This is a genomic window from Bradyrhizobium tunisiense, assembly GCF_042263385.1.
Lineage (GTDB): Bacteria > Pseudomonadota > Alphaproteobacteria > Rhizobiales > Xanthobacteraceae > Bradyrhizobium > Bradyrhizobium tunisiense.
Window position 1 is genome coordinate 1,088,344 of sequence record NZ_JBHLEV010000001.1, and the last position, 21,341, is coordinate 1,109,684.

The 21,341-nt window shown below is 64.3% G+C and carries 21 protein-coding genes and 1 tRNA gene; 12 read left to right on the plus strand and 10 right to left on the minus strand.

Translation table 11 applies throughout. From position 1 onward, the window contains the following. The first annotated feature begins 48 nt into the window (after positions 1-48). From ACFDR6_RS05075 to ACFDR6_RS05110, 8 genes are all read left to right on the plus strand, one after another. A complete protein-coding gene (locus ACFDR6_RS05075; RefSeq protein WP_212083625.1) occupies positions 49-1,233 on the plus strand; it encodes a substrate-binding domain-containing protein in 1,185 nt (394 codons plus the stop codon). 169 nt (positions 1,234-1,402) lie between these two features. Further along, a complete protein-coding gene (locus tag ACFDR6_RS05080) occupies positions 1,403-2,176 on the plus strand; it encodes an ABC transporter ATP-binding protein (protein WP_375857634.1) in 774 nt (257 codons plus the stop codon). Further along, positions 2,173-2,895 carry a branched-chain amino acid ABC transporter ATP-binding protein gene (locus ACFDR6_RS05085; protein ID WP_212083621.1) on the plus strand — a complete coding sequence of 241 codons (723 nt, stop codon included), beginning with the start codon at positions 2,173-2,175 and terminating at the stop codon, positions 2,893-2,895. Before ACFDR6_RS05080 ends, ACFDR6_RS05085 begins: the two co-directional genes overlap by 4 nt. After that, entirely contained in the window at positions 2,892-3,902 is a 1,011-nt protein-coding gene (locus tag ACFDR6_RS05090) for a branched-chain amino acid ABC transporter permease (protein ID WP_375857635.1), read from the plus strand. The genes ACFDR6_RS05085 and ACFDR6_RS05090 overlap by 4 nt, the downstream gene beginning before the upstream one ends. Further along, on the plus strand, positions 3,899-4,984 hold the full coding sequence (locus ACFDR6_RS05095; RefSeq protein WP_317241610.1) for a branched-chain amino acid ABC transporter permease: 1,086 nt from the start codon (positions 3,899-3,901) through the stop codon (positions 4,982-4,984). The genes ACFDR6_RS05090 and ACFDR6_RS05095 overlap by 4 nt, the downstream gene beginning before the upstream one ends. 174 nt (positions 4,985-5,158) lie before the next feature. After that, positions 5,159-8,269: a bifunctional diguanylate cyclase/phosphodiesterase gene (locus ACFDR6_RS05100; protein WP_375857637.1), complete on the plus strand. Its 3,111-nt coding sequence runs from the start codon at positions 5,159-5,161 to the stop codon at positions 8,267-8,269. Then, positions 8,269-9,333 carry a sensor domain-containing diguanylate cyclase gene (locus tag ACFDR6_RS05105; protein ID WP_375857639.1) on the plus strand — a complete coding sequence of 355 codons (1,065 nt, stop codon included), beginning with the start codon at positions 8,269-8,271 and terminating at the stop codon, positions 9,331-9,333. The genes ACFDR6_RS05100 and ACFDR6_RS05105 overlap by 1 nt, the downstream gene beginning before the upstream one ends. Positions 9,334-9,383: 50 nt before the next feature. Next, positions 9,384-9,460: transfer RNA gene (locus ACFDR6_RS05110), tRNA-Arg, on the plus strand. A 27-nt stretch (positions 9,461-9,487) separates the two neighbouring features. Here the strand turns inward: ACFDR6_RS05110 and ACFDR6_RS05115 are convergent. Then, positions 9,488-9,697 (minus strand): hypothetical protein, encoded by a 210-nt coding sequence (locus ACFDR6_RS05115; protein ID WP_375857640.1) that lies wholly within the window; start codon positions 9,695-9,697, stop codon positions 9,488-9,490. 333 nt (positions 9,698-10,030) lie between these two features. Here ACFDR6_RS05115 and ACFDR6_RS05120 point away from each other — a divergent pair, with 333 nt between their 5' ends. Further along, positions 10,031-12,034: an acyltransferase family protein gene (locus ACFDR6_RS05120; protein WP_375857641.1), complete on the plus strand. Its 2,004-nt coding sequence runs from the start codon at positions 10,031-10,033 to the stop codon at positions 12,032-12,034. Between the two features lie 167 nt (positions 12,035-12,201). Here the strand turns inward: ACFDR6_RS05120 and ACFDR6_RS05125 are convergent, their stop codons facing one another. After that, positions 12,202-12,645 (minus strand): TspO/MBR family protein, encoded by a 444-nt coding sequence (locus ACFDR6_RS05125; protein ID WP_212083605.1) that lies wholly within the window; start codon positions 12,643-12,645, stop codon positions 12,202-12,204. A 43-nt stretch (positions 12,646-12,688) separates the two neighbouring features. Between ACFDR6_RS05125 and dinB the strand changes: the two genes are divergently transcribed. Then, positions 12,689-13,789 (plus strand): DNA polymerase IV, encoded by a 1,101-nt coding sequence (gene dinB / locus ACFDR6_RS05130; RefSeq protein WP_375857643.1) that lies wholly within the window; start codon positions 12,689-12,691, stop codon positions 13,787-13,789. Between the two features lie 90 nt (positions 13,790-13,879). Here the strand turns inward: dinB and ACFDR6_RS05135 are convergent, their stop codons facing one another. The 3 genes from ACFDR6_RS05135 to ACFDR6_RS05145 form a co-directional block, all read right to left on the minus strand. After that, positions 13,880-14,173, minus strand: coding sequence for a hypothetical protein (locus ACFDR6_RS05135; protein ID WP_212083593.1), 294 nt, complete (start codon positions 14,171-14,173; stop codon positions 13,880-13,882). 201 nt (positions 14,174-14,374) lie between these two features. Continuing rightward, positions 14,375-14,668: a DUF1330 domain-containing protein gene (locus tag ACFDR6_RS05140; protein ID WP_212083591.1), complete on the minus strand. Its 294-nt coding sequence runs from the start codon at positions 14,666-14,668 to the stop codon at positions 14,375-14,377. A 29-nt stretch (positions 14,669-14,697) separates the two neighbouring features. Continuing rightward, on the minus strand, positions 14,698-15,384 hold the full coding sequence (locus tag ACFDR6_RS05145) for a DNA-3-methyladenine glycosylase I (protein WP_375857645.1): 687 nt from the start codon (positions 15,382-15,384) through the stop codon (positions 14,698-14,700). A 156-nt stretch (positions 15,385-15,540) separates the two neighbouring features. Here ACFDR6_RS05145 and ACFDR6_RS05150 point away from each other — a divergent pair, with 156 nt between their 5' ends. After that, positions 15,541-16,368, plus strand: coding sequence for a metallophosphoesterase family protein (locus ACFDR6_RS05150; RefSeq protein ID WP_375857646.1), 828 nt, complete (start codon positions 15,541-15,543; stop codon positions 16,366-16,368). Here ACFDR6_RS05150 and ACFDR6_RS05155 read toward each other — a convergent pair. From ACFDR6_RS05155 to ACFDR6_RS05170, 4 genes are all read right to left on the minus strand, one after another. Next, a complete protein-coding gene (locus tag ACFDR6_RS05155; RefSeq protein ID WP_212083585.1) occupies positions 16,307-16,792 on the minus strand; it encodes a Crp/Fnr family transcriptional regulator in 486 nt (161 codons plus the stop codon). The genes ACFDR6_RS05150 and ACFDR6_RS05155 overlap by 62 nt on opposite strands. A gap of 249 nt (positions 16,793-17,041) precedes the next feature. Then, entirely contained in the window at positions 17,042-17,782 is a 741-nt protein-coding gene (locus ACFDR6_RS05160; protein WP_212083583.1) for a di-trans,poly-cis-decaprenylcistransferase, read from the minus strand. Positions 17,783-17,811: 29 nt separating this feature from the next. Continuing rightward, on the minus strand, positions 17,812-18,186 hold the full coding sequence (locus ACFDR6_RS05165; protein ID WP_317241623.1) for a transcriptional regulator: 375 nt from the start codon (positions 18,184-18,186) through the stop codon (positions 17,812-17,814). Continuing rightward, entirely contained in the window at positions 18,173-18,790 is a 618-nt protein-coding gene (locus ACFDR6_RS05170) for a hypothetical protein (protein ID WP_375857916.1), read from the minus strand. The genes ACFDR6_RS05165 and ACFDR6_RS05170 overlap by 14 nt, the downstream gene beginning before the upstream one ends. A gap of 193 nt (positions 18,791-18,983) precedes the next feature. On the opposite strand from ACFDR6_RS05170, the gene ACFDR6_RS05175 reads away from it, so the two are divergent. Further along, on the plus strand, positions 18,984-20,228 hold the full coding sequence (locus ACFDR6_RS05175) for a S1C family serine protease (RefSeq protein WP_375857648.1): 1,245 nt from the start codon (positions 18,984-18,986) through the stop codon (positions 20,226-20,228). Between the two features lie 112 nt (positions 20,229-20,340). Here ACFDR6_RS05175 and ACFDR6_RS05180 read toward each other — a convergent pair whose 3' ends face one another. Next, positions 20,341-21,315, minus strand: a complete 975-nt coding sequence (locus ACFDR6_RS05180; RefSeq protein WP_212083577.1) for a Bug family tripartite tricarboxylate transporter substrate binding protein — start codon at positions 21,313-21,315, stop codon at positions 20,341-20,343. Between the last annotated feature and the right edge of the window lie 26 nt (positions 21,316-21,341).

Sequence of the window (21,341 nt, forward strand, 5' to 3'; positions counted from 1 at the left end):
TTGTGCAAATCGCTGTTGCCGAGAAACTTTAAATCAGGAGGGACCATCGTGCGTCGATCATTCATCATAACAACAACCGTCCTCGCGCTCGCCGCGAGCACGTCCGCACGGGCCGACGATCTCAAGGTCGCGCTGATCTACGGCAAGACCGGTCCGCTCGAGGCCTATGCCAAGCAGACCGAAACCGGCCTGAAGATGGGCTTCGAATACGCCACCAAAGGCACGATGACGCTCGACGGTCGCAAGATCGTCATCATCACCAAGGACGATCAGGGCAAGCCGGACCTTTCGAAGGCCGCGCTCGCCGAAGCCTATCAGGACGACAAGGCCGACATCGCGATCGGCACGACTTCGTCGGCAGCGGCCCTCGCCATTCTCCCGGTCGCCGAGGAGAACAAGAAAATCCTGATCGTCGAGCCCGCGGTCGCGGATCAGATTACCGGCGAGAAGTGGAACCGCTACATCTTCCGCACCGGACGCAACTCGTCACAGGACGCGATCTCGAACGCCGTCGCCATCGGCAAGCAGGGCGTCACCGTCGCGACCCTGGCGCAGGATTATGCGTTCGGCCGCGATGGCGTCGCAGCCTTCAAGGAGGCGCTCGCCAAGACCGGCGCGACGCTCGCCGCCGAAGAATATGCCCCGACCTCGACCACCGACTTCACCGCGGTCGGCCAGCGCCTGTTCGACGCGCTGAAGGACAAGCCCGGCCGCAAGGTGATCTGGGTGATCTGGGCCGGCGCCGGCAATCCGCTGGCCAAGCTCCAGGACATGGACCCGAAGCGCTACGGCATCGAGCTCTCCACCGGCGGCAACATCCTGCCGGCGCTCGCCGCCTATAAGGGCCTCCCCGGCATGGAAGGCGCGACCTATTATTTCTACGATATCCCGAAGAACCCGGTGAACGACTGGCTGGTCGCCGAGCACCAGAAGCGCTTCAACGCGCCGCCGGACTTCTTCACCGCGGGCGGCTTTGCTGCCGCGATGTCCGTCGTCGCCGCCGTCACCAAGGCGAAGTCGACCGACACCGAGAAGCTGATCACGGCCATGGAGGGCCTGGAGTTCGACACGCCGAAGGGCAAGATGGTGTTCCGCAAGGAAGATCATCAGGCGCTGCAGAGCATGTATCACTTCAAGGTCAAGGTTGATCCGAACGTCGCCTGGGCCGTGCTCGAGCCGGTGCGCGAGCTGAAGATCGAGGACATGGACGTTCCCGTCCGCAACAAGCGCTGACCTTCCTTGCTTCACCTCTCCCGCTTGCGGGAGAGGCCGGGAGAGGACTTCTCCTCTTGGGAGATTATCCCATCGCGGAAGCACCCTCTCCCCTCCCTCCCCCGCAAGCGGGGGAGGGAGGGCTGCGTGACTCGCGGATGGATTCCGTTTCATCATTTGTAGATTCTCAATGACGCTGACCCTCGAAACCCGCGACCTCACCATCCGCTTCGGCGGCCATGTCGCGGTCAACAACGTCACCTGCACGTTCCGCCCGGGCGAGCTCACCGCGATCGTCGGGCCGAACGGCGCCGGCAAGACCACCTACTTCAATCTGATCTCGGGCCAGCTGCGCGCCTCGAACGGCAGTATCCTGTTCGGCGGCACCGACATTACCCAGCACTCCGCGCCGATGCGGACCCGTGCGGGTCTCGGGCGCGCGTTCCAGCTCACCAATCTCTTTCCGAATCTCACCGTGGAAGAGAACGTTCGCCTTGCGGTGCAGGCGGCAAACGGCACGCACTACGACATGCTGCGGCCCTGGACGGTGCGCCGCGACCTGATCGCACGCGCCGATGCCATCCTCGACCAGGTCGCGCTCGGCAGCCGCCGCGGCGTTGCCGCGACAGCGCTGTCACATGGCGATCAGCGCAAGCTCGAAGTGGCGCTGATGATCGCGCTGGAGCCGGAGGTCTTCATGTTCGACGAGCCGACCGCGGGCATGAGCATCGACGAGGTGCCTGTGGTCCTCAACCTCATTGCGCAGCTCAAGCAGGACAGGAGCAAGATCATCCTTCTGGTCGAGCACAAGATGGACGTGGTGCGCTCGCTCGCCGACCGCATCATCGTCCTGCATAACGGGCAACTCGTTGCGGACGGGCCGCCTGCCGAGGTGATCGCCTCTCCGATCGTGCAGGAGGCCTATCTCGGCGTCGCCCCCAAGAGCGCGGAGAGCATCGCATGACCGACCTGCTCAAGCTCTCCGGCGTGCACACCCATATCGGCCGCTATCACATCCTCCAGGGCATCGACCTCGCGGTCCCGCAGGGACAGGTCACGATGCTGCTCGGCCGTAACGGCGCCGGCAAGACGACGACGCTGCGTACCATCATGGGGCTGTGGCAGGCCTCGCACGGCGAGATCAGCCTCGCCGGGATGCGCATCGAGAGCCTCGCCACGCCCGACATCGCCCGGCTCGGCGTCGGCTACGTCCCGGAGAGCATGGCGGTGTTTTCCGACCTCACGGTGAAGGAGAATCTGGTGCTGGCGGCGCGCGACGGCCCGCTCGACGACACCCAGCTCGAGTGGATCTTCGGCTTCTTCCCGGCGCTGCGCCGCTTCTGGCTGTCGCGCGCCGGAAGCCTCTCGGGCGGACAGAAGCAGATGCTCTCGATCGCGCGCGCCATCATCGAGCCGCGCAAGCTCTTGCTGATCGACGAGCCGACGAAGGGCCTCGCGCCCGCGATCGTGATGGCGCTGATCGAGTGCCTGAAGGAGATCAAGCGCAAGGGCGCGACCATCCTCATGGTCGAACAGAACTTCTTTGCCGCCCGCGAGCTCGGCGACAACGTGCTGGTGATGGACAACGGCACTATCGTTCATCGCGGAGAAATGGCGGCGCTCGCCGCCGACGTGCCGTTGCAGGAGCGGCTTCTCGGCCTGAGCCTGGAGACACATCAGTGACTGAACTTGCCGCAACCGATCCCCTGCCGAAGCCGAAACGCGACATCGCGCCGATCCTGCTGCCGATCGCGCTCGCCCTGCTCATGATCCCGCTGATTGGATCAACCAGCTCCTGGCTGACGCTGACCGTCGCGAGTCTCGCCATGGGCATGATGATCTTCATCATGGCCTCGGGCCTCACGCTGGTGTTCGGCCTGATGGACGTGCTCAATTTCGGCCACGGCGCCTTCATCGCCGTCGGCGCCTATGTCGCGACCCTGGTGCTGGCGCCGTTCGCGGCCTCCATCCAGGCCGACTCGCTCTGGATGAACCTCGCGGTGCTCGCCCCGGCCGCGCTGCTCTCAATGGCGGTATCCGGCGCGCTCGGCCTGGTCGTCGAGCGCGTGCTGATCCTGCCCGTCTACGGCCAGCATCTGAAGCAGATCCTGATGACGACCGGCGGCCTGATCGTCGCCGAACAGACGCTCTATGCGCTGTGGGGGCCGCAGATCATCCCGATGCCGCTGCCGACCTCGCTGCGCGGCTCCTTCATCCTCGGCGACGTCGCGATCGCGAAATACCGCGTGCTGGCGATGCTGATCGGCCTTGGCATCTTCATCGCGATCCAGCTCGTGCTCAACCGCAGCAAGCTCGGCCTCTTGATCCGCGCCGGCGTCGAGAACCGCGAAATGGTCGAGGCGCTCGGCTATCGCATCCGCCGCCTGTTCCTCGGCGTGTTCATGACGGGATCGGCGCTGGCCGGCCTCGGCGGCGTGATGTGGGCGCTCTATCGCGAGCAGGTTCACGCCTCCATGAGCGACGACCTCACCGTCCTGATCTTCATCGTCGTCATCATCGGCGGACTCGGGTCGATCGGCGGCTGCTTCATCGGTGCGATCCTCGTGGCCATGGTCGCCAATTACGGCGGCTTCCTGGTGCCGAAGCTCGCCCTCGTCTCCAACATCCTGCTGATGGTCGCCATTCTGATGTGGCGGCCGCGCGGCCTCTATGCGGTGACCAGCCGATGATGATCCTCTCCGGCGACCCGCCGCGCAGCCGCATCCTCACGCTCGTTCTCGTCGTCATCATCCTGGCGCTGGCGGCGACGCCGTTCCTGTTCCCGGGCGCCAAGGCACTGAACGTCGCAGCCAAGATCTGCGTCTTCGCCGCGCTGGTCGCCTCCTATGACCTGCTGCTCGGTTACACCGGCTCGGTCTCGTTCGCCCACACCATGTTCTACGGCATCGGCAGCTACGCGATCGCCATCGCGCTGTACGGAATGGGGCCCAATTGGTCCGCGGTCGCGACCGGCATCGTCGTCGGACTGCCGCTCGCAGCTCTGCTCGCGCTCGCCATCGGGCTCTTTTCTCTGCGCGTCGCCGCGATCTTCTTCGCCATGATCACGCTCGCGGTTGCCTCCGCCTTCCAGGTCCTGGCCTCGCAGTTCTCCTGGCTGACCGGCGGTGAGGACGGGCGCAGCTTCCAGCTGCCGGAGCTGCTGCGCCCCGGCACCGTGCTGATCTCGAAAAACCTGTTCGGCTTCGAGGTCAACGGCCGCATCCTGACCTTCTACCTGGTGTTCGCCGTCTCGGCCCTGATGATCCTCGCTTTGCTGCGCGTCGTGAACTCGCCGTTCGGGCGCGTGCTGCAGGCCATCCGCGAGAACCGGTTTCGCGCCGAGGCGCTCGGTTTCCGCACGGTGTTCCACTTGACCTACGCCAATTGCCTCGCCGCGCTGGTCGCTGCCGGCGCCGGCATCCTGAACGCACTGTGGTTACGCTATGCCGGTCCCGATACCTCGCTCAGCTTCTCGATCATGCTGGACATCCTGCTGATGGTCGTGATCGGCGGCATGGGCACGATCTACGGCGCGATCATCGGCGCCAGCATCTTCATCCTCGCCCAGAACTATTTGCAGTCGCTGATGGGGGTCGCCTCCACGGCGGCGTCGGAAGCCGGCCTGCCGCTGCTGCCGGGGCTGTTGCATCCCGACCGCTGGCTGCTGTGGCTCGGGCTGCTCTTCATCGCCAGCGTCTACTTCTTTCCGACCGGCGTGGTCGGACGGCTGCGCAACCCGACCGGTGCCAAGGGCGGCGGCAGCTCGCATTAACCCCCGGGTAATGATGCAGCGCAGCGGTCACTATGCGCGCGGCACAACCGTGACGCGATTCCCGCTCCGCTGCATGCGAATGGGACTGCGCAACCGGATTAAGGCTTAGGTAACTGGCTTTCCTAAGGTTTAGGCCATTTGTGCGGTGTATTCGTGTTCCTCCAGGGAGGGGGAATGCGCCAGGTCTTTGCGCGGATTGCAGCCGGAATGTCCCTAGCCGCGAACAGCGGCTGGAGGGCGGCGATTCGGCGTGGTCCGGTCCTGTGGCTGACCCTGTGCGGCGTGGTGCTGGTCGCGGGAATCTTCATCGTGACCGCCATGGCCATCGGCGAATTCCGCGAGCGGACCCTCGCCAATCGTGAACGTGAGCTGGAAAACACGGTACAGCTGATCGCACGGCACTTTGACCAGCAATTCGAAGACTCCGACGTCGTCGCCGCTGATGTGATCGGGCAGATGAACCTGCCGGAGATCACCTCGCCTGCGATATTCCGCGAGCGCATGTCGGGATCCGCGACGAACCAGATGCTGCGCAGCAAGATCAGCTCGGTGTCCTATCTCGGCGACATCGCGATCTATGACGCGGAGGGCGAGTTGATCAACTGGTCGCGGGCCCAGCCGTTGCCCAAGATCAACGTTTCCTCGCGCGCCTATTTCCAAGCCTTCAAATCCAATCCGACCGGCGAGCCGGTCATCCTGGAATCCGTCCGCAGCTTCATCATCGGCAAATGGACCACGGTCGTCGCGCGGCGGCTGACCGGCCCCGACGGCACATTCCTCGGCGCAATGGTCCGCCGGATCGATCCGGCCAGCTACCAGCATTATTTCGCATCCGTGGCGCTTGCCGAGGGTACGGCGATCTCGCTGTTCGATCGCGAAGGCAAGATGCTGGCGCGCTATCCGCATCTGGAAGAGATGATCGGACGAAGCTTCAAGGATGCGCCGCTGATGCAGAAGGTGCTGGCCAACGGCGGTCAGCACACGCTGCGCGTCAGGAGCCCCGTCGACGGCGAGGAGCGGCTGGGCTCGGCAACGACATTGACGCATTTTCCGCTCGTCATCGTCGCGACCAACATCACCAGCGCCGCGCTGGCCGACTGGCGACAGCAGACCGGCTTCATGGTCGCTACGGCGGGTTTCTCGGCCGTCGTGATCGCGTTGATCCTCTACCTGATCATTCGCCAGATCAACCGGCAGAACCGCGAAGCCCAGGAACGGATCGAGGCGGAGCGGCGGCGGCTCGACACAGCCCTCAACAACATGTCGCAGGGACTGATCCTGTACGACGCCGCCGGCTACATCGTCACCTGTAACCGCCGCTATGCGGAGATGTTCGGCCTGTCCCACGACGTCATCAAGCCCGGCTGCCACATCCGCGAGGCGATGTACCATCGCAAGGAGCGTCGCGCGTTCGACGGTGATGTCGAGGAATTCTGCGCCGATGTCATGCGGATCGTCGCCGAAGGCACGGTCTCCACGAGAATTCATCAATTGGCCGACGGTCGCGCCTTCCAGGTCATCAATACGCCGCTCGCGCAGGGCGGATGGGTCGCCACCATCGAGGACATCACCGAGCGCCGCAGCCTGGAGCAGGAGCGCGACCGCAACCACACCTTCCTCCGGGAGATCATCGATCACATCCCGTCGCGGATTACCGTGAAGGACGCGCGCACGCGGCGCTACCTTCTCGCCAACCACGTGGCCGAGGAGCAGCTCGGCGTCACCCCGGAAACGATCGTCGGCAAGACCGCGTTCGACCTTTATCCGACAGACGAGGCCGGCATCATCACCCGGGACGACGACAGGCTGTTGCAATCGCCGGACGGCCTGTTCCTGGACGAGCATAGCTGGAACACCCCGACCATCGGGCGGCGCTACATCACGTCGCGGAGGATCGGCATCCGCGACAAGTCCGGCGAACCCCGCTACATCATCAACGTCGTGGAGGACGTCACGGAGCGGCGGCGCGCCGACGAGAAGATCGCACACATGGCGCATTACGATGCGCTGACCGACCTGCCGAACCGCACGCTGTTCCGCGAGCAGATCGAACGCCAGCTGGCGCGGGCCGCCGATGGCTGCCAGTTTGCGCTGCTCTACATCGATGTCGACGAATTCAAGGGCATCAACGATTCGCTCGGCCACCATGTCGGCGACGAGCTGCTCAAGGCCATCGCCGGCCGTCTGCGCGGCTGCCTGACGGAAGGCGACCTGATCGCGCGGCTTGGCGGCGACGAGTTCGCGGTCATCCAGACCGGAATCCAGTCCTCGGCCGACGTGGTGGCGTTCGTGACGCGGATCTACCAGGCGATCCGGCAGCCCTATCATTGCTTCGGCCATCAGCTCTCCACCGACGCGAGCATCGGGATCGCGCTGGCGCCGCAGGACGGCTCCGATCTCGATCAGCTCATCAAGAATGCCGACCTCGCGATGTACGGTGCCAAGGCCGAAGGGCGCCGCACCCACCGCTTCTTCGAGCCGGCGATGGATGCGAGCGCCAAGGCGCGCCTGTCCATGGAGCAGGACCTGCGCCAGGCGCTGGTCGACGGCGGCTTCGAGATTCACTATCAGCCGCTGGTGGATCTGCGTTCCGGCGAGGTTTCGGGTTGCGAAGCGCTGCTGCGCTGGCGGCATCCCGAGCGCGGCATGGTGTCGCCGGCGGAGTTCATTCCGGTCGCCGAGGATACCGGTCTGATCAACGAGCTCGGCGACTGGGTGCTGCGTATGGCCTGCAACGAGGCCGCGACCTGGCCGGCGCATGTGCGTGTCGCAGTGAACGTCTCGCCGGTGCAGCTCAAATGCGACACGCTGGCGCTGCGGATCGCGGGCGCACTCGCCGCCTCCGGGCTGGACCCGCGCCGGCTCGAGCTCGAGATCACCGAGGCCGTGCTGATCCGCGACGACGAGGCTGCGCTCTCGATCCTGCATCAGCTCCGCTCGATCGGCGTGCGCATCGCACTCGACGATTTCGGCACCGGCTACTCCTCGCTCAGCTATCTCAAGCGTTTCCCGTTCGACAAGATCAAGATCGACCGCTGCTTCGTCGCCGACATCGCGGAGGAGAGCGGCGCACCCGTGATCGTGCAGGCGGTGGTGAACATCGCGGCCGCCAGCAACATGACCACGGTCGCCGAAGGGGTCGAGACCGAGGCGCAGCGCGACCTGCTGCGCACACTCGGCTGCACGCAGATGCAGGGCTATCTGTTCAGCCCACCGAAGCCGGCCAGCGAGGTGCGGAAACTGTTCGGCTCCGGCAGTGCCGTGCCGGTGGCGGCGGTGGCGTGATGGTGAAGTCGCGCAAGAACCCCACGAAGACAGTCGACGTCGCGGATTCCTATGCCGTCCGGCTGATGCAGCACCTGGTGGTGCCGACCTTCGTGATCGACCCGAAGCGCCGCGTCGTGATCTGGAACAGAGCCTGCGAGCGGCTGACGGGCGTCGCCGCGTCGGAGGTGATCGGCACCAACAAGCACTGGCAGGCCTTCTACGAGACCAGGCGCCCCTGTCTTGCCGACCTCGTCGCGCTCGACCGGCCCGAACAGCTGCCGGAATTCTATTCGGAATATGCCGCGCGCGGCCATAACGGGCTCGGCTTTTCCGCGGAGAACTGGTGTGTGATGCCGAAGCTCGGCAGCCAGCTCTACCTTGCCATCGACGCGGGCCCGATTCACGACGAGGCCGGCAAATTGATCGCGGTGGTGGAGACGCTGCGCGATCTCACCGACCAGAAGCGCGCCGAGATGGCGCTGAAGGAGCTCGCCACCAAGGACGGCCTGACCGGCCTGTCGAACCGCCGCGCCTTCGACCAGATGCTGATGAACGAATGGGCCCGCGCCCAGCGCACGCAGAAGCCGCTGGCGCTGCTGTTCGTCGACGTCGACCATTTCAAGCTGTTCAACGACCGGCACGGCCACCAGACCGGCGACGAATGCCTGCGCGCGGTCGCCGCCACCGTCAGCCGGCATGCCGTGCGTCCGCTCGATCTTGCCAGCCGCTACGGCGGGGAAGAGTTCGCGCTGATCCTGCCGGACATGGATTGCGACAGCGCCTGCGTGATCGCCGACGAGATCCGCTGCGCCGTCATGGCCTTGGCGATCGCCCACGGCGCCGCGGGCGCCGGCGATCACGTCACCCTCAGCGTCGGCGTCGCCAGCCACATTCCCGGCGGAGCCGATGGCGGCCCCGACCGACTCCTCGGGGCGGCCGACGAGGCGCTCTATGTCGCCAAACGCCTCGGCCGCAACCGCGTCATCTGCGCCGAAAGGGTGCTGGCCGAATTCGCCGCCCTCGGCCGGGAGGCCGCAGCGGTTCCGGCGCCTGTCCAGCGCAAATCAGCTCACGCACGATAGGCGAGAAGCGGTTGCCCCCCTCTCGCCAATCGGCTAAATGAACCTTGACTGCACCCGTAGCTCAGCTGGATAGAGCGTTGCCCTCCGAAGGCAAAGGTCACACGTTCGAATCGTGTCGGGTGCGCCAGCCTTGTCGCCGTTTTCGCACCGGCGCCTATGTCAGCATCGCGATAATCGCCTGGATCTGATCGGAAGCCGAGGTCACCAGTCCGTCATATGACGTTTGGCCGTGTGCGGCGGCGTTCAGGATGCATTCGGCGACGGCCGCTTTCAGACCGAACACCGACTGATGGGCCGGCACGCTCGCCATCACGGTTTCCAGGGCTTGGCGCATCGTTTGAACGAGCTCGGAGCTGTATTGCATTGGCTGTCCTCCGCAGGCTCATATTGGGCCCCGCGGTCATGCTTGCCACTCACAAGCCTGCGAGGCGGCAAGCTCCTTCCAAATGATTCCTTCTGGAGCAGCTAGCGCGCGACGTCGGGAGCCGAAAACGCCGGATCACCGCGTGGAGCACATCGGCAAACGCGATCCAGGCATGTGGCATGAACGATGGAGCCGCCAGCGAGAAGACGTATTCGATCGCAGGCAGGGTTGGCGTGACTGCACCGACGGCAGTTGAGGAAAGCATGCCGGCAAGCTAATGCGAATGCGAGCGCGCGGATTGGTCCGGGACGATCCGGCGTCAACGGGTTCGGCATGCAGTTGGTCACAAAGCTCTCTCATCGGCGCGACATTGACGGGCTACGGGCGATCTCCGTCCTGAGTGTTTTCCTCTATCACCTGGACGTTCCGCCGTTCAGCGGCGGCTTTGTCGGCGTTGACCTGTTTTTCGTCGTGTCGGGCTATCTGATCTCGCGGATCATCCTCAGCGAGGCTGATCGCGGGGAGTTTTCGGTCCAACGGTTTTACGAACGGCGCATCCGGCGCCTCTTTCCCGCAGCCATCGTCACCATCATCGGCACCATGGCCATCGGAGCCCTCTGGTTCTCTCCGGAGCTTTTCAAGGGCCTGGCTCAAGACGTCGTGGCAACGCTGGGCTCGGTCTCGAACTTCTACTTCTGGCGCGGCAGCCACGCGTACTTTGCGAGCTCCGCCGATCCAAGCCCCGTGCTGCATTTCTGGTCGCTGGCCGTCGAGGAGCAATTCTATCTCCTGTGGCCCGTGTTTATCCTGCTGGGACGCAGATTGCTCGGGGGCGCGCTGCCTCTGCTCATTCTCGGCAGCGCAGTTCTTTCGCTTGGCTGGTCGCAGGCGATGCTCGCAACCGACAGCTCCGGTGCATTTTACCTGCCAACCAGCCGCGCCTTCGAGTTTGCGATCGGATCGCTCATCATCTTCGCGGAGCAAAGGCTGGCCCTCTCGGTCGCGGCGCGCTCGCTGCTGGCTGCCGCCGGACTGGCTTTGATCGGTTACGCGATCGTCAGCTTTGATAGTGCAACCCCCTTCCCCGGCGTGAATGCCCTCATCCCCTGCCTGGGTGCGGCCAGCGTGATCTTGGCGGGCGACCGCCACGCCCTCTCGCCTCTTCTGACCAATCCGCTGTCTGCCCGGATCGGGCTGGTTTCTTATTCGCTCTACCTCGTACACTGGCCGCTGATCGTCTACGCAAGCTACATCATAGGCGATGACGCCAAGTCGGCCACGGCGAAAGTGCTGATCTTCGCCCTGGCGATGACACTTGCCGAGCTCATGTATCGGCGGATCGAAACGCCGTATCGCGAGGGTCGCTCGTCATTGCTGCGGGTTGCCTGCCCTGCCGCCGCGATGATCGTCTCGCTCGCCACCGTTGCTTTCGTAGCCAATCGCCAGGATGGCTGGCCATGGCGGCTTCCGGCGCAGGCCCGTGAGCTCGCCGATCTACAGCGGTTCGGATTTTGGCCCTGCGCCAAGAGCGCGCAGTCGAAGTGTGCTTTCGGCTCGTTGAGCGATCCGGTCGGCTTGCAACTGCTCGGCGACTCCTTTGCCGAGCATTATGTCGCAGCGCTGGATCCGGTGGCAAAGCGCGCCGCGATCCGGGGAGAGGCGTATACGGCCGAGGGTTGTCCGTTGCTGGCCGGCCTCGTGCGGACTGATTTCGACGGCTCGCAGGACTGCAAGCGCCAGCGCGATAGCTACCTCGCCGCGATCAAGCGGAGCCAGGCGGCAGTGGTGCTCAGTCAATCCTGGATGACTTACGGCGACTCGATCAGCAACGAGCTCGCGCCGGAAGTCAAAGCTCCGGCGTTGCAGAACTGGCGGGCCGGCATCGAGAATACGATCCGTGACCTGGGCGGCAGCGGACGGCGTTTCCTGATCATCGCGCCCGGCGTCGAGCCGGGCTGCCGCAGCTTGATGTCCCGCTTCGCGCCCGGGCCGCTCTGGCATGCGCCGGGCAAACCTTGTCCATCTGTACCTCTCGATCGCGTGCAGGCCGACAATCGCGAGTTCCACGCTATGCTCGAGGACATTCGGAGCCACTATGCGGACCAGCTTTTTGTCCTCTATCCGGAACGTTATTTGTGCGGAGAGGCCGAATGCCCCACCTCCGTGGACGGGCTCTGGCTCTACTGGGACGTCAATCACCTCACCGTCGCGGGCGCGCGGCGTGTTGGCGAGGGAGCCTCAGACCAGCTTCTCGAGTTCATTCGGGGCCGACAAGTGGCTCCACTTTCTCCAGCCAATCGCAACCGAACTGAAGCCACCTCGACGGGACGGAACTGACAAGACCTCTCATCTCCAGCAACTGCAACTCGCCAAGCCGGGCCAAGATGTGCGTGTCCACGTTCAAAAGATGCAGTAGAGACGTTCGCCCGGAGTTGGTCGGAGGCGACGCCACCAGGCCGTCATCCGATGGCTGACCGTTCACGGTAGGCTCGATCGAGACAAGGTCAATTCAATCGCCAGATCGCCGCGTTGAGTACGCCGGCGAAACCGACCCAGGCCGCGTAGGGCAGGAACAACGCGGCGGCCAAGCGGTCACGTGACGCCTGGATACCGATATAAGTCACGATCGCCACGAACAGGCCAATGAGGATGACGAGCGCAGCCCCGATCTGGTGCATCGTGAACATCACTGGAGACCAGGCAAAGTTCAGAACCAGTTGCGTCGCCCAGACCAGCATCGCCTTGCTCGACGGGTCACGGCGAAAGGTCCGCCAACCTGCGACTGCGATCATGATGTAGAGGATGGTCCAGGCCACCGGGAACGCCCAGTTCGGCGGAACGAAGCCCGGCTTGGCGAGGCCGGCATACCATACTCCCGGAGGATTCGTCGCGCCGATCAGCCAGCCGACGCCGACCACGCCCACCACGAAGACCAATAACTGAAGCATCCCTCACCTCGCGCATCCCGCCGCCCAATTGTATCATCTTTCCATGAGCGATTCCGACACTGTCACCAACAACGCCTCGCTCGTGCGCAAGATCATCCATATCGACATGGATGCCTTCTATGCGTCGGTGGAGCAGCGCGACAATCCGGAGCTGCGCGGAAAGCCGGTTGCGGTGGGAGGCTCCGCGGAGCGCGGCGTCGTCGCGGCCGCGAGCTACGAGGCCCGCAAGTTCGGCGTTCGCTCAGCGATGCCGTCGGTGACGGCGAAGCGGCAATGTCCCGATCTGATCTTCGTCAGGCCGCGCTTCGAGGTCTACAAGGCGATCTCCAGGCAGATCCGCGAGATCTTTGCCGAGCATACGCCCATCATCGAGCCGTTGTCGCTCGACGAGGCGTATCTCGACGTCACCGAAAACCTGCAAGGCATTCCGCTGGCGCGGGACATCGCGCTGCGGATCCGCGAGAAGATCAAGGCCGAGACGGGCCTCAACGCCTCGGCAGGGATCTCCTACAACAAGTTTCTGGCCAAGCTCGCCTCCGACCATCGCAAGCCCAACGGTCAGTTCGTGATTTCGCCGGAAACGGGGCCGGCCTTCGTCGAGACGCTGCCCGTCGGCAAATTCCACGGGATCGGCCCGGCGACGAGCGCGAAGATGAACGCGCTCGGCATGTTCACCGGCCTCGACATCCGCAATCAGTCGCTGGAGTTCATGAATGCGAATTTCGGCAAGTCGGGCGCCTATTACTATTGGATCTCGCGCGGCGTCGACGAGCGGCCGGTTCGGGCCGACCGCATTCGCAAGTCGATCGGCGCGGAGAACACGTTCGCGACCGACCTCATCGCGTATGGCGCGTTGGTCGTCGAGCTCAAGCCTCTCGTCGACAAGGTCTGGCGCCATTGCGAGGCGACCGGCAACCGGGGCCGGACCGTCACCCTGAAGATCAAATTCGCCGACTTCGAGATCATCACGCGCAGCAGATCCGTCGCAGCGGCCGTTGCCGGGCGGAACGAACTGGAGCATCTGGCCTGCAGCCTGCTCGAAGCCGAGATGCCACTGCCCAAGCGCGTCAGACTCCTTGGAGTATCGTTGTCTGCCCTCCAGGCCGGCGGCGAGCCGGAGCCGCAGCTGACATTGGGCATTTGAGCGAGGCAATCATCCTTCCGCGCTGTGCGCGACCGACGGTGGCGGGATCTTTCAGACCCGCCACCGCTGAAAGTCGACCCGCGCGGCCGCTCAATGCCTGACGTGCTCGAACACCACGATCACGCCGGTCGGCTCGGGCTCGTGCGCCATCAGGCGCGTCAGGTCGGAATCGCCCCAGTCGGCGAGGCTGACGACTTCGCCGCTCTCGCGATCCGCACCGAGCGACGGCGTGGGCTCGAGGACCTTGAGGCCCGTTTCATCGACGAAGAAGGTGTGCTCGCCGAACATGCTGTTGAGCTGCGGCATGGCCGGATGTTCGTCGGGCAGCACCTGAGCGCCGAGTTGGTTGACGGTCTGCTTCACCTGTTCGGTTGTGAGCTTCATGAGCTGCTCCGTTTCTGTCACCGGTTTCATTGGCCCGGACGGGAGCGCGCGTTCCCTGCGCCTTTGTCCGCCTGGCTCAACTCCGAACAGGTGCTGCGCACGAATGTTCCAGCGAAATGTATTTTGTGATCGCGCATTGCATCCGCCGCGCTCGCGGCACGAGATTGCCACAAGATGCACACGATCTCTCCGCGCGCTGACCTAATCCGCGGCTTCGACGATCCTGATATCGCGGTCCGCGCCGTCGCCGAGCAGGTCGTGAGCGGCCTGATAGGCCGGGCTCGCATACGCCGCCTGGGCGCGCTCGACGCTGTCAAACTCGATGAGAACGACGCGCTCCATCTGACCGAGTTCGAAGACCGCAGCAGGCATCCCGCGCGCGATCACGCGACCACCCGCCGCTTCGATGGCTTGGCGCGACACCTTGGCGTACGCCGCCATGGCATCGGGATCCTTGATCGCGCGATAGGTGGCAACCCAATAGGCTTTGGCCATTGTTCTCTCCTGATTGGCAGCGGTCCGCGCTACTCGCTGCGGTTTTCACCCGCCGACAGCGCGCAGATGCGTGACAGATAGGTGTAGGGTAGACCCGTCTCGTCGGCCCAGGCGTTGAACTGCGCCTGCACCTTGGCGAGATCGCCCTTCGACTTGACCTCTTCCGCAATGTCGAGGCCGGCATCGCGCAAGGACGCGACGACATCCTTTGACGTGACGAAGCCATCCCAACCGACAAAGCGCAACAGCATCTGCCCGGTGTTACCGCCGAGACGGCTCCCGCGCTTGGTCAGGAGATCGAGCAGGCCGATCTCGTCGGACGAAGGCCATTTCGCCAGAAACTTGCCGAAGCTGCCATGCTCCTTCGCGATCTCCTGCACGAAGGCGGCATTGTCGCGCACCGACATGATCTTGGCACCGTTGCGCACGATGCGCGCGTCGCGCAAAAGGCCTTCCCAATAGTCTTCCGGCTGGAAGCAGAGCTTGGCCGGCTGGAAATGCAGGAAGGCCTCTTCAAAGCCGTCCCATTTCGAATCGATCACGCTCCAGGCGAAGCCGGCGCAGAACACACGCTTCGTCATCTCGGCGAGGACGCGGTCGTCGCCGAGCTTGGCCAGCCGCTTCAGGTCGGGCTTTGCCGGCATCAGCTTTTCCAATGCCTTAGGACCGCCCTTGCGTTTCTCGGCGCGGGCACGAATAATCTTGAAGGAGGTCATGCGGACATTCGCGTTGAGGTCCGCCACGACACCAGAATTTACCGATCCGGTCTAGCCTTGCGGTGATGGCGCGAGGGAGCGACCAGCTGGTCCGCTTCTTGCTTCATGGACGTCTGGAATTCCCGACATTTTCAAGCTCCCACTGAGGGGTTTTCGATGCGCTGCCTGGTCGTGGCCGACCTGCATTATTCGCTGCCGCAGCTCGACTGGCTGGTCAGCGCGGCACCGCAATTCGACCTCGTGATCTTCGCCGGCGACGCGCTCGACATCGGCTCGATGGTGGATTTTCGCGCCCAGATCGTGGTGGTGAAGAAATACCTCGCGCTGCTTGCCGCGAAGTCCCGCGTGATCCTATGCTCCGGCAATCACGACCTCGACGAGCGCAATACAGACGGCGAGAAGATCTCACGGTGGATCTCGGAGGTGCGCGAGTTGGGCATCGCCTGCGACGGCGACAGCCTGACCATTGGCGACACCATGTTCACGGTGTGCCCGTGGTGGGACGGGCCGCTGGTCAAACAGCGCATCGTCGCCCAACTCGCCGACGCCGCCATCGGCCGGCCGCGACGCTGGATCTGGGCACATCACGCGCCGCCGGCGGATTCACCGACGAGCTGGGGCGGCAAACGCTTCTTCGGCGACGTCGAGCTGATGCAATGGATCGTGCAGCACCAGCCGTCGATGGTAATCTCGGGCCATGTGCACCAATCGCCGTTCATCACCGGCGGCTCGTGGTTCGACCGGCTGGGCGGGAGCTGGATCTTCAACACCGGCCTGCAGCCGGGCCGGCCGCCGACCTGCATCGTGCTGGACCTCGACGCGGGCAAGGCGTTCTGGCTTGCGGCCGGCGAGGGCCAATGGATCGACCTGAATGCGCCGCTGAAGCGGCCCGCGGCGCCGATCGAAGCGCCGCCCGACTGGCTCATATTCTTGGATCAGATTGCCGATCCGAGCCTGGCGAAACCTCAAGCGGCGGCAGGTTGATCATGCTCTGGAGCACCTCGCCGACCATGGCCAGATGCGTGCCGTGGCCGGCATATTGCCGTTTGAGATCGGCGAGATAGGTGTTGGCGACATTGAGCCGCTGCGCCAGCATTTTTGCGATCAACAGAGCTACGCCCGGCTCCTTCTCGAGAAACGAGGCGGCATCCTCGAACTCGTAGACGACCGCGTCGGACCAGGCCCGCACCGTTGCGGTGTGCGGCTGGCCCAGCAGCACGGACATCTCGCCGAGCACTGCGCCGGGCTCGGTGACGATGGCGACCACCATCTCGCCCTTGAGCACCTCGAGCTTGCCTTGCATCAGCACGTAGAGATGGCCGCTGGTGCCACCCTCGGTCACGATGAGCGTACCGGCCTCGACCTTCCGCTCCGTCCCGCCGCTGCAATAATCCAGAACTGCGCGCATCTTGCGAAACTCCCGCCGCAAGGGGCAGTAGAGCACGATCCGCAGAAGCTTGCAGCGCTTTTCGAGCGGGGCGGCGTGCCGAGGATTGCGGCAGTTCCGCTAACGCAATAGGCTGTGAGATGAACCGACTGCCGTCTCCGAGACCGGTATCCTGGAGGCCAGCCACGCCTGGCCGCAGCCGCGCTGGCTGCCTGGACCTTGCGCCGATCATACGGCCGAGAACGAACGTCTTGTTGTCATGTGCCACGGTCACACACGGGAGAGCGACGGCACCTCCTCGGGCATGATCGCCTGGAGGCCGCCGAAGCGACGCTCGCGGCCGTGGAAGGAGGCTAGGGCAGCGGCCAGATCGCTCGCGTCGAACTCGGGCCACATCCGCTCGGTGAAGTGCAGCTCGGCATAGGCGCCCTCCCAGAGCAGGAAGTCCGACAGCCGCTTTTCGCCCGAGGTGCGAATGATGAGGTCGACGTCGCGCAGACCGGCTTCGCCGGTGACGAGCTGCGAGAAGGCTTCGCGGGTGAGGCTGGTCAAGGCGGCCGCCTTCGCCGCAGCATTGAGAATGGCGTCGCGCGCGGAGTAATCGACCGCGATGCGCAGGTGCAGGGTGCTGCCCCGGGCGGTGGCTTCCTCGGCGCGCGTGATCGCCGTGGCGATGCCTTCGGGCAGGCGATCACGGCGGCCGATCACGTTGAGGCGCACACCGTTCCTGACCAGGCTCTGCACCTCATTGGCGAGATAGAAGCGCAGCAAGGTCATCAATGCGGCGACCTCGGCCTTCGGCCTCCGCCAATTGTCGGTGGAGAAGGCGTAGAGCGTCAGCGTGCCGATGCCCTGCTTGGGCGCGGCCTCGACGATACGGCGGATCGCCTCGACACCCGCTTCATGGCCGCGCACCCGCGACAGGCCGCGCCGCGTCGCCCATCGTCCGTTGCCGTCCATGATGATGCCGACATGAAGCTTCTCGTCGCGGGGCGTAACATCACTTTGCATTGCAAAGTCTCCGGTCAAAAAAGGGGGGATCAGGTCGAGACGATACCGAGGCGGCCGAGCGGCGGCGCCTCGCGGCCGGCGGCTTTCGCAGCGTCGCGCACCAGGCGCTCGAGCACGGCGAGATAGTCGAGGAAGCGGCGCCGCCCGGTCCTGGTGAGGCGGCAAGTGGTGTGCGGGCGGTTGCCCTCGTAGCCCTTGGTCACCTCGACGAGGCCGGCCTCCTGAAGCACGGCAAGGTGCCGGCTGAGATTGCCGTCGGTGAGGCCGCACAGCTGCTTGAGGTCGGCGAATGCCAGCCCCTTCGGATGCGCCATCAACGACGTCAGAAGGCCGAGCCTCGCCTTCTCGTGGATCACGCGGTCCAATCCTTCGTAAGAGAAGGGTGCGCTGTCAGTCTTCGACATCATGGTCTCCGGATGCGACATGCAGAATGCCCGCCATCATCGACTGCCCGATCACGAAGGGCAGGCCCATGGTCCATGGTGACAGCGTGTGAGTCTGGCTCGCGAGCACCACCACCGCGAAGCCGGACACGAAATACCAGGCGCCGGCGAACGCGACGGTGCGCGGCAGGGAGCGGACGGAGGCAAAAATGCCCAGCGACACCAGGATCTGCCACAGGCCCGGAAGCAGCCACAGCGTCTCGCCGGCGAACTTCCACATCACCACCGCGAGCAACACACCGGCAACGCCTGCGGGCAGGAATTGCTCGACCGCCTGGTGAATCATGGCATCGGCGAGGCCCGAATGATGACGGCGCGATCGCGCACGCATCTCGATCCCGATCATCAGGACGGAGAGCGCGGCGGCGATGAACCAGCCGAAGAAAAAGCCGAGCGGCTCACTGGTGGGATCGCCGAGCAGCCAGAATTGCAGGATCGCGGTGATGAGCGCGACGGCGCCGGTCGCGGCCATCGTCGCCGGGCCATAGCCGCGGAAGGCCGTGCCAGCCGCAATCTGGCTCCGGATCGTCACGATGTCGGCCAGTGCCTTGTCGAGATCGCGTATCGGCAACGCCAAACCCCGCTCCGCCAATGCTTGCCGGGATTGCCCGTCCCGTTACTTTGTATCGCAAAGTATATAGGAATGCAAAGTAACCGCAAGCCTCGACGCGAGCAGATTGCGCCGGAACGAACAACTGCCGGTTGCACGACGCGTGGTCCCGCAGATATGATGCAACCGAAAGGGTCCGGGGGCTGGTATGTGGCTTAAATCATTGATCGTTGCGTCCTTGTTGCAGTTGGGTATCGCCGGCATCGCGCACGCGAAAGGACCGTTCGGCAGCGTCAATGTCGGTAACTGGGTCGGCGGCGCCTTCAGCAACGACGAGACGGGCGCTTTCTCCCATTGCGCCGCAACGAGCCCCTATGCGAACGGCGTCATCCTGGTCGTAAGCCAGAACGCCGCCGGCACCTGGTTGCTGGCTTTTGCAAGCCCCGGCTACCACTTCAACAAGGGCGAGAACGCCGCGATCGACGTGATCTTCGACGGGCGGGAGCAAGCCAGGCTGTACGCGACGGCATATCAGTCCAACATGTTGACCGCCGTCATGCCACTCAACGTTGTGCGGACGTTCCAGAAGTCCAGCCTGATGGTCGCAACAGCTGGCCGCGCCGTTCTGAATTTCGATCTGACATCGACCGGGCCGGTCATCGCGGCATTGACCAATTGCGTGACCAAGGTGAAAGCCGACGGGCTCGACAAGGCCGGCGACTTCACCAAGGGTACGGCCAAGCCAGCCGCCACGACGGAGAAGCAGGCGTCGCCGCCTGCGTCCGGCAAGTCTGCCAAGTCGAAGAGCGGCACCGGCTTCGTGGTGAGTGCCAGCGGGCACATCGTCACGAACCACCATGTGATCGACGGTTGCAGCGACCTCAAAGGCAATCTCACAGGAGAGGCCGCAATGACGTTGCGCGTCGTATCGAGCGATGCAATGAACGATCTCGCCCTCTTGCAGGCGCCGTCGACAACGACGTTCAAAGAGTTTGTCCGGATTCGCGATCGCTCAATCCGCTCCGGCGATTCCGTCGTGGCGATCGGCTTTCCCTACCGTGGACTTCTGAGCTCGGATTTCACCGTCACCACTGGTATCGTGAGCTCGCTCAGTGGGATGCGCAACGATTCACGTTTCCTTCAGATCAGCGCACCCGTGCAGCCCGGCAATAGCGGAGGCCCGCTGTTCGACACCACCGGGCAGATCGTCGGCGTGGTTACGGGAAAGCTCGACAATCTGCGAATCGCGGTCGCAACCGGTAACATCCCCGAGAACATCAACTTCGCCATCAAGACCGGCGCGCTGCGCGACTTCCTCGACAATTCCGTGGTGCCCTACCAGACCGCGGAGCCCAAGGGTGAACTGAAGACCACCGACATCGCCGCTAACGCCCGCGCCTACACGATGCTGATCTCGTGCACCGGCACGGAACAGGCGGACGCGAAGCGGTAAATCCGCCAGCTCTTGATACGGCGCGACCGGCCTCGCGCGCCGCGCAACCAGGCACGCAAGAAAAAAGCCCTGCCATGCGGCAGGGCTCCATTTTCCGGTTGTCACAAGATCGCTACTCGACCTTCAGGCCGGCGAATTCGACGACCTTCCTCCACTTTTCGGTCTCGGCCTTGATCTCCTCACCGAACGCTTCCGGAGTCTGGATCCGCGGCTCGCCGCCGAGCTCGACCAGGCGCTTGGTCATGTCGGGCTCCTTCAGCACCGCGGCGACCTCGGCGTTGAGCTTGGCGATGATTTCCTTCGGCGTGTTCTTCGGCGCGCCCATGCCGAACAGCGCGCTGGCCTCATAGCCCTTGACGGTGTCGGCGACCGGCTGCACGTCGGGCAGCTGCGGCGAGCGTTCCGTGGTGGTGACGCCGATGGCGCGAAGCGAGCCGGAGCGGATGTGCTGGATGATCGAAGGCATGTTGTCGAAGATCACCTGCACCTGGCCGGCGAGCATATCGGTGATCGCGGGCGCCGCGCCCCGATAGGGCACGTGCTGCATCTTGCAGCCGGTCATGGCCATGAACATCTCGCCGGACAGATGCACCGAGGTGCCGTTGCCGGACGAGGCCATGTTGACCTTGCCGGGGTTGGCCTTCACGTACTCGATGAACTCGGCGACGGTCTTGGCCGGCACGTCCTTGTTGACGGTCATCACGTTCGGCACGCGCTGGAACGAGGCCACCGGCGCCATATCCTGCACGAAGTTGAACTTGAGATTCTTGTAGAGCGAGGCGTTGATATAGTTGGCCGGGTTGATCAGCTGCAGCGTATAGCCGTCGGGCTCGGCATTGATGACCGATTCGGTGGCGATATTGTTGCCGGCACCGGGCTTGTTCTCGATCACGAACTGCTGGCCGAGCTTTTCCGACAGCCGCTGGCCGATCAGCCGCGCCAGGATGTCCGTGGCTCCGCCCGGCGGATAGCCGACCACCCATTTCACCGGCCGGGCCGGGTAATCGGCGGCAAAAGCCTTCGACAGCGGGGTGGCTGCAAGCGGACTGGCGGCGAGCAGGCCCAGCGCGGTACGGCGAGTGATCATCTCAAGGGTTCTCCCAACGTGTTGTT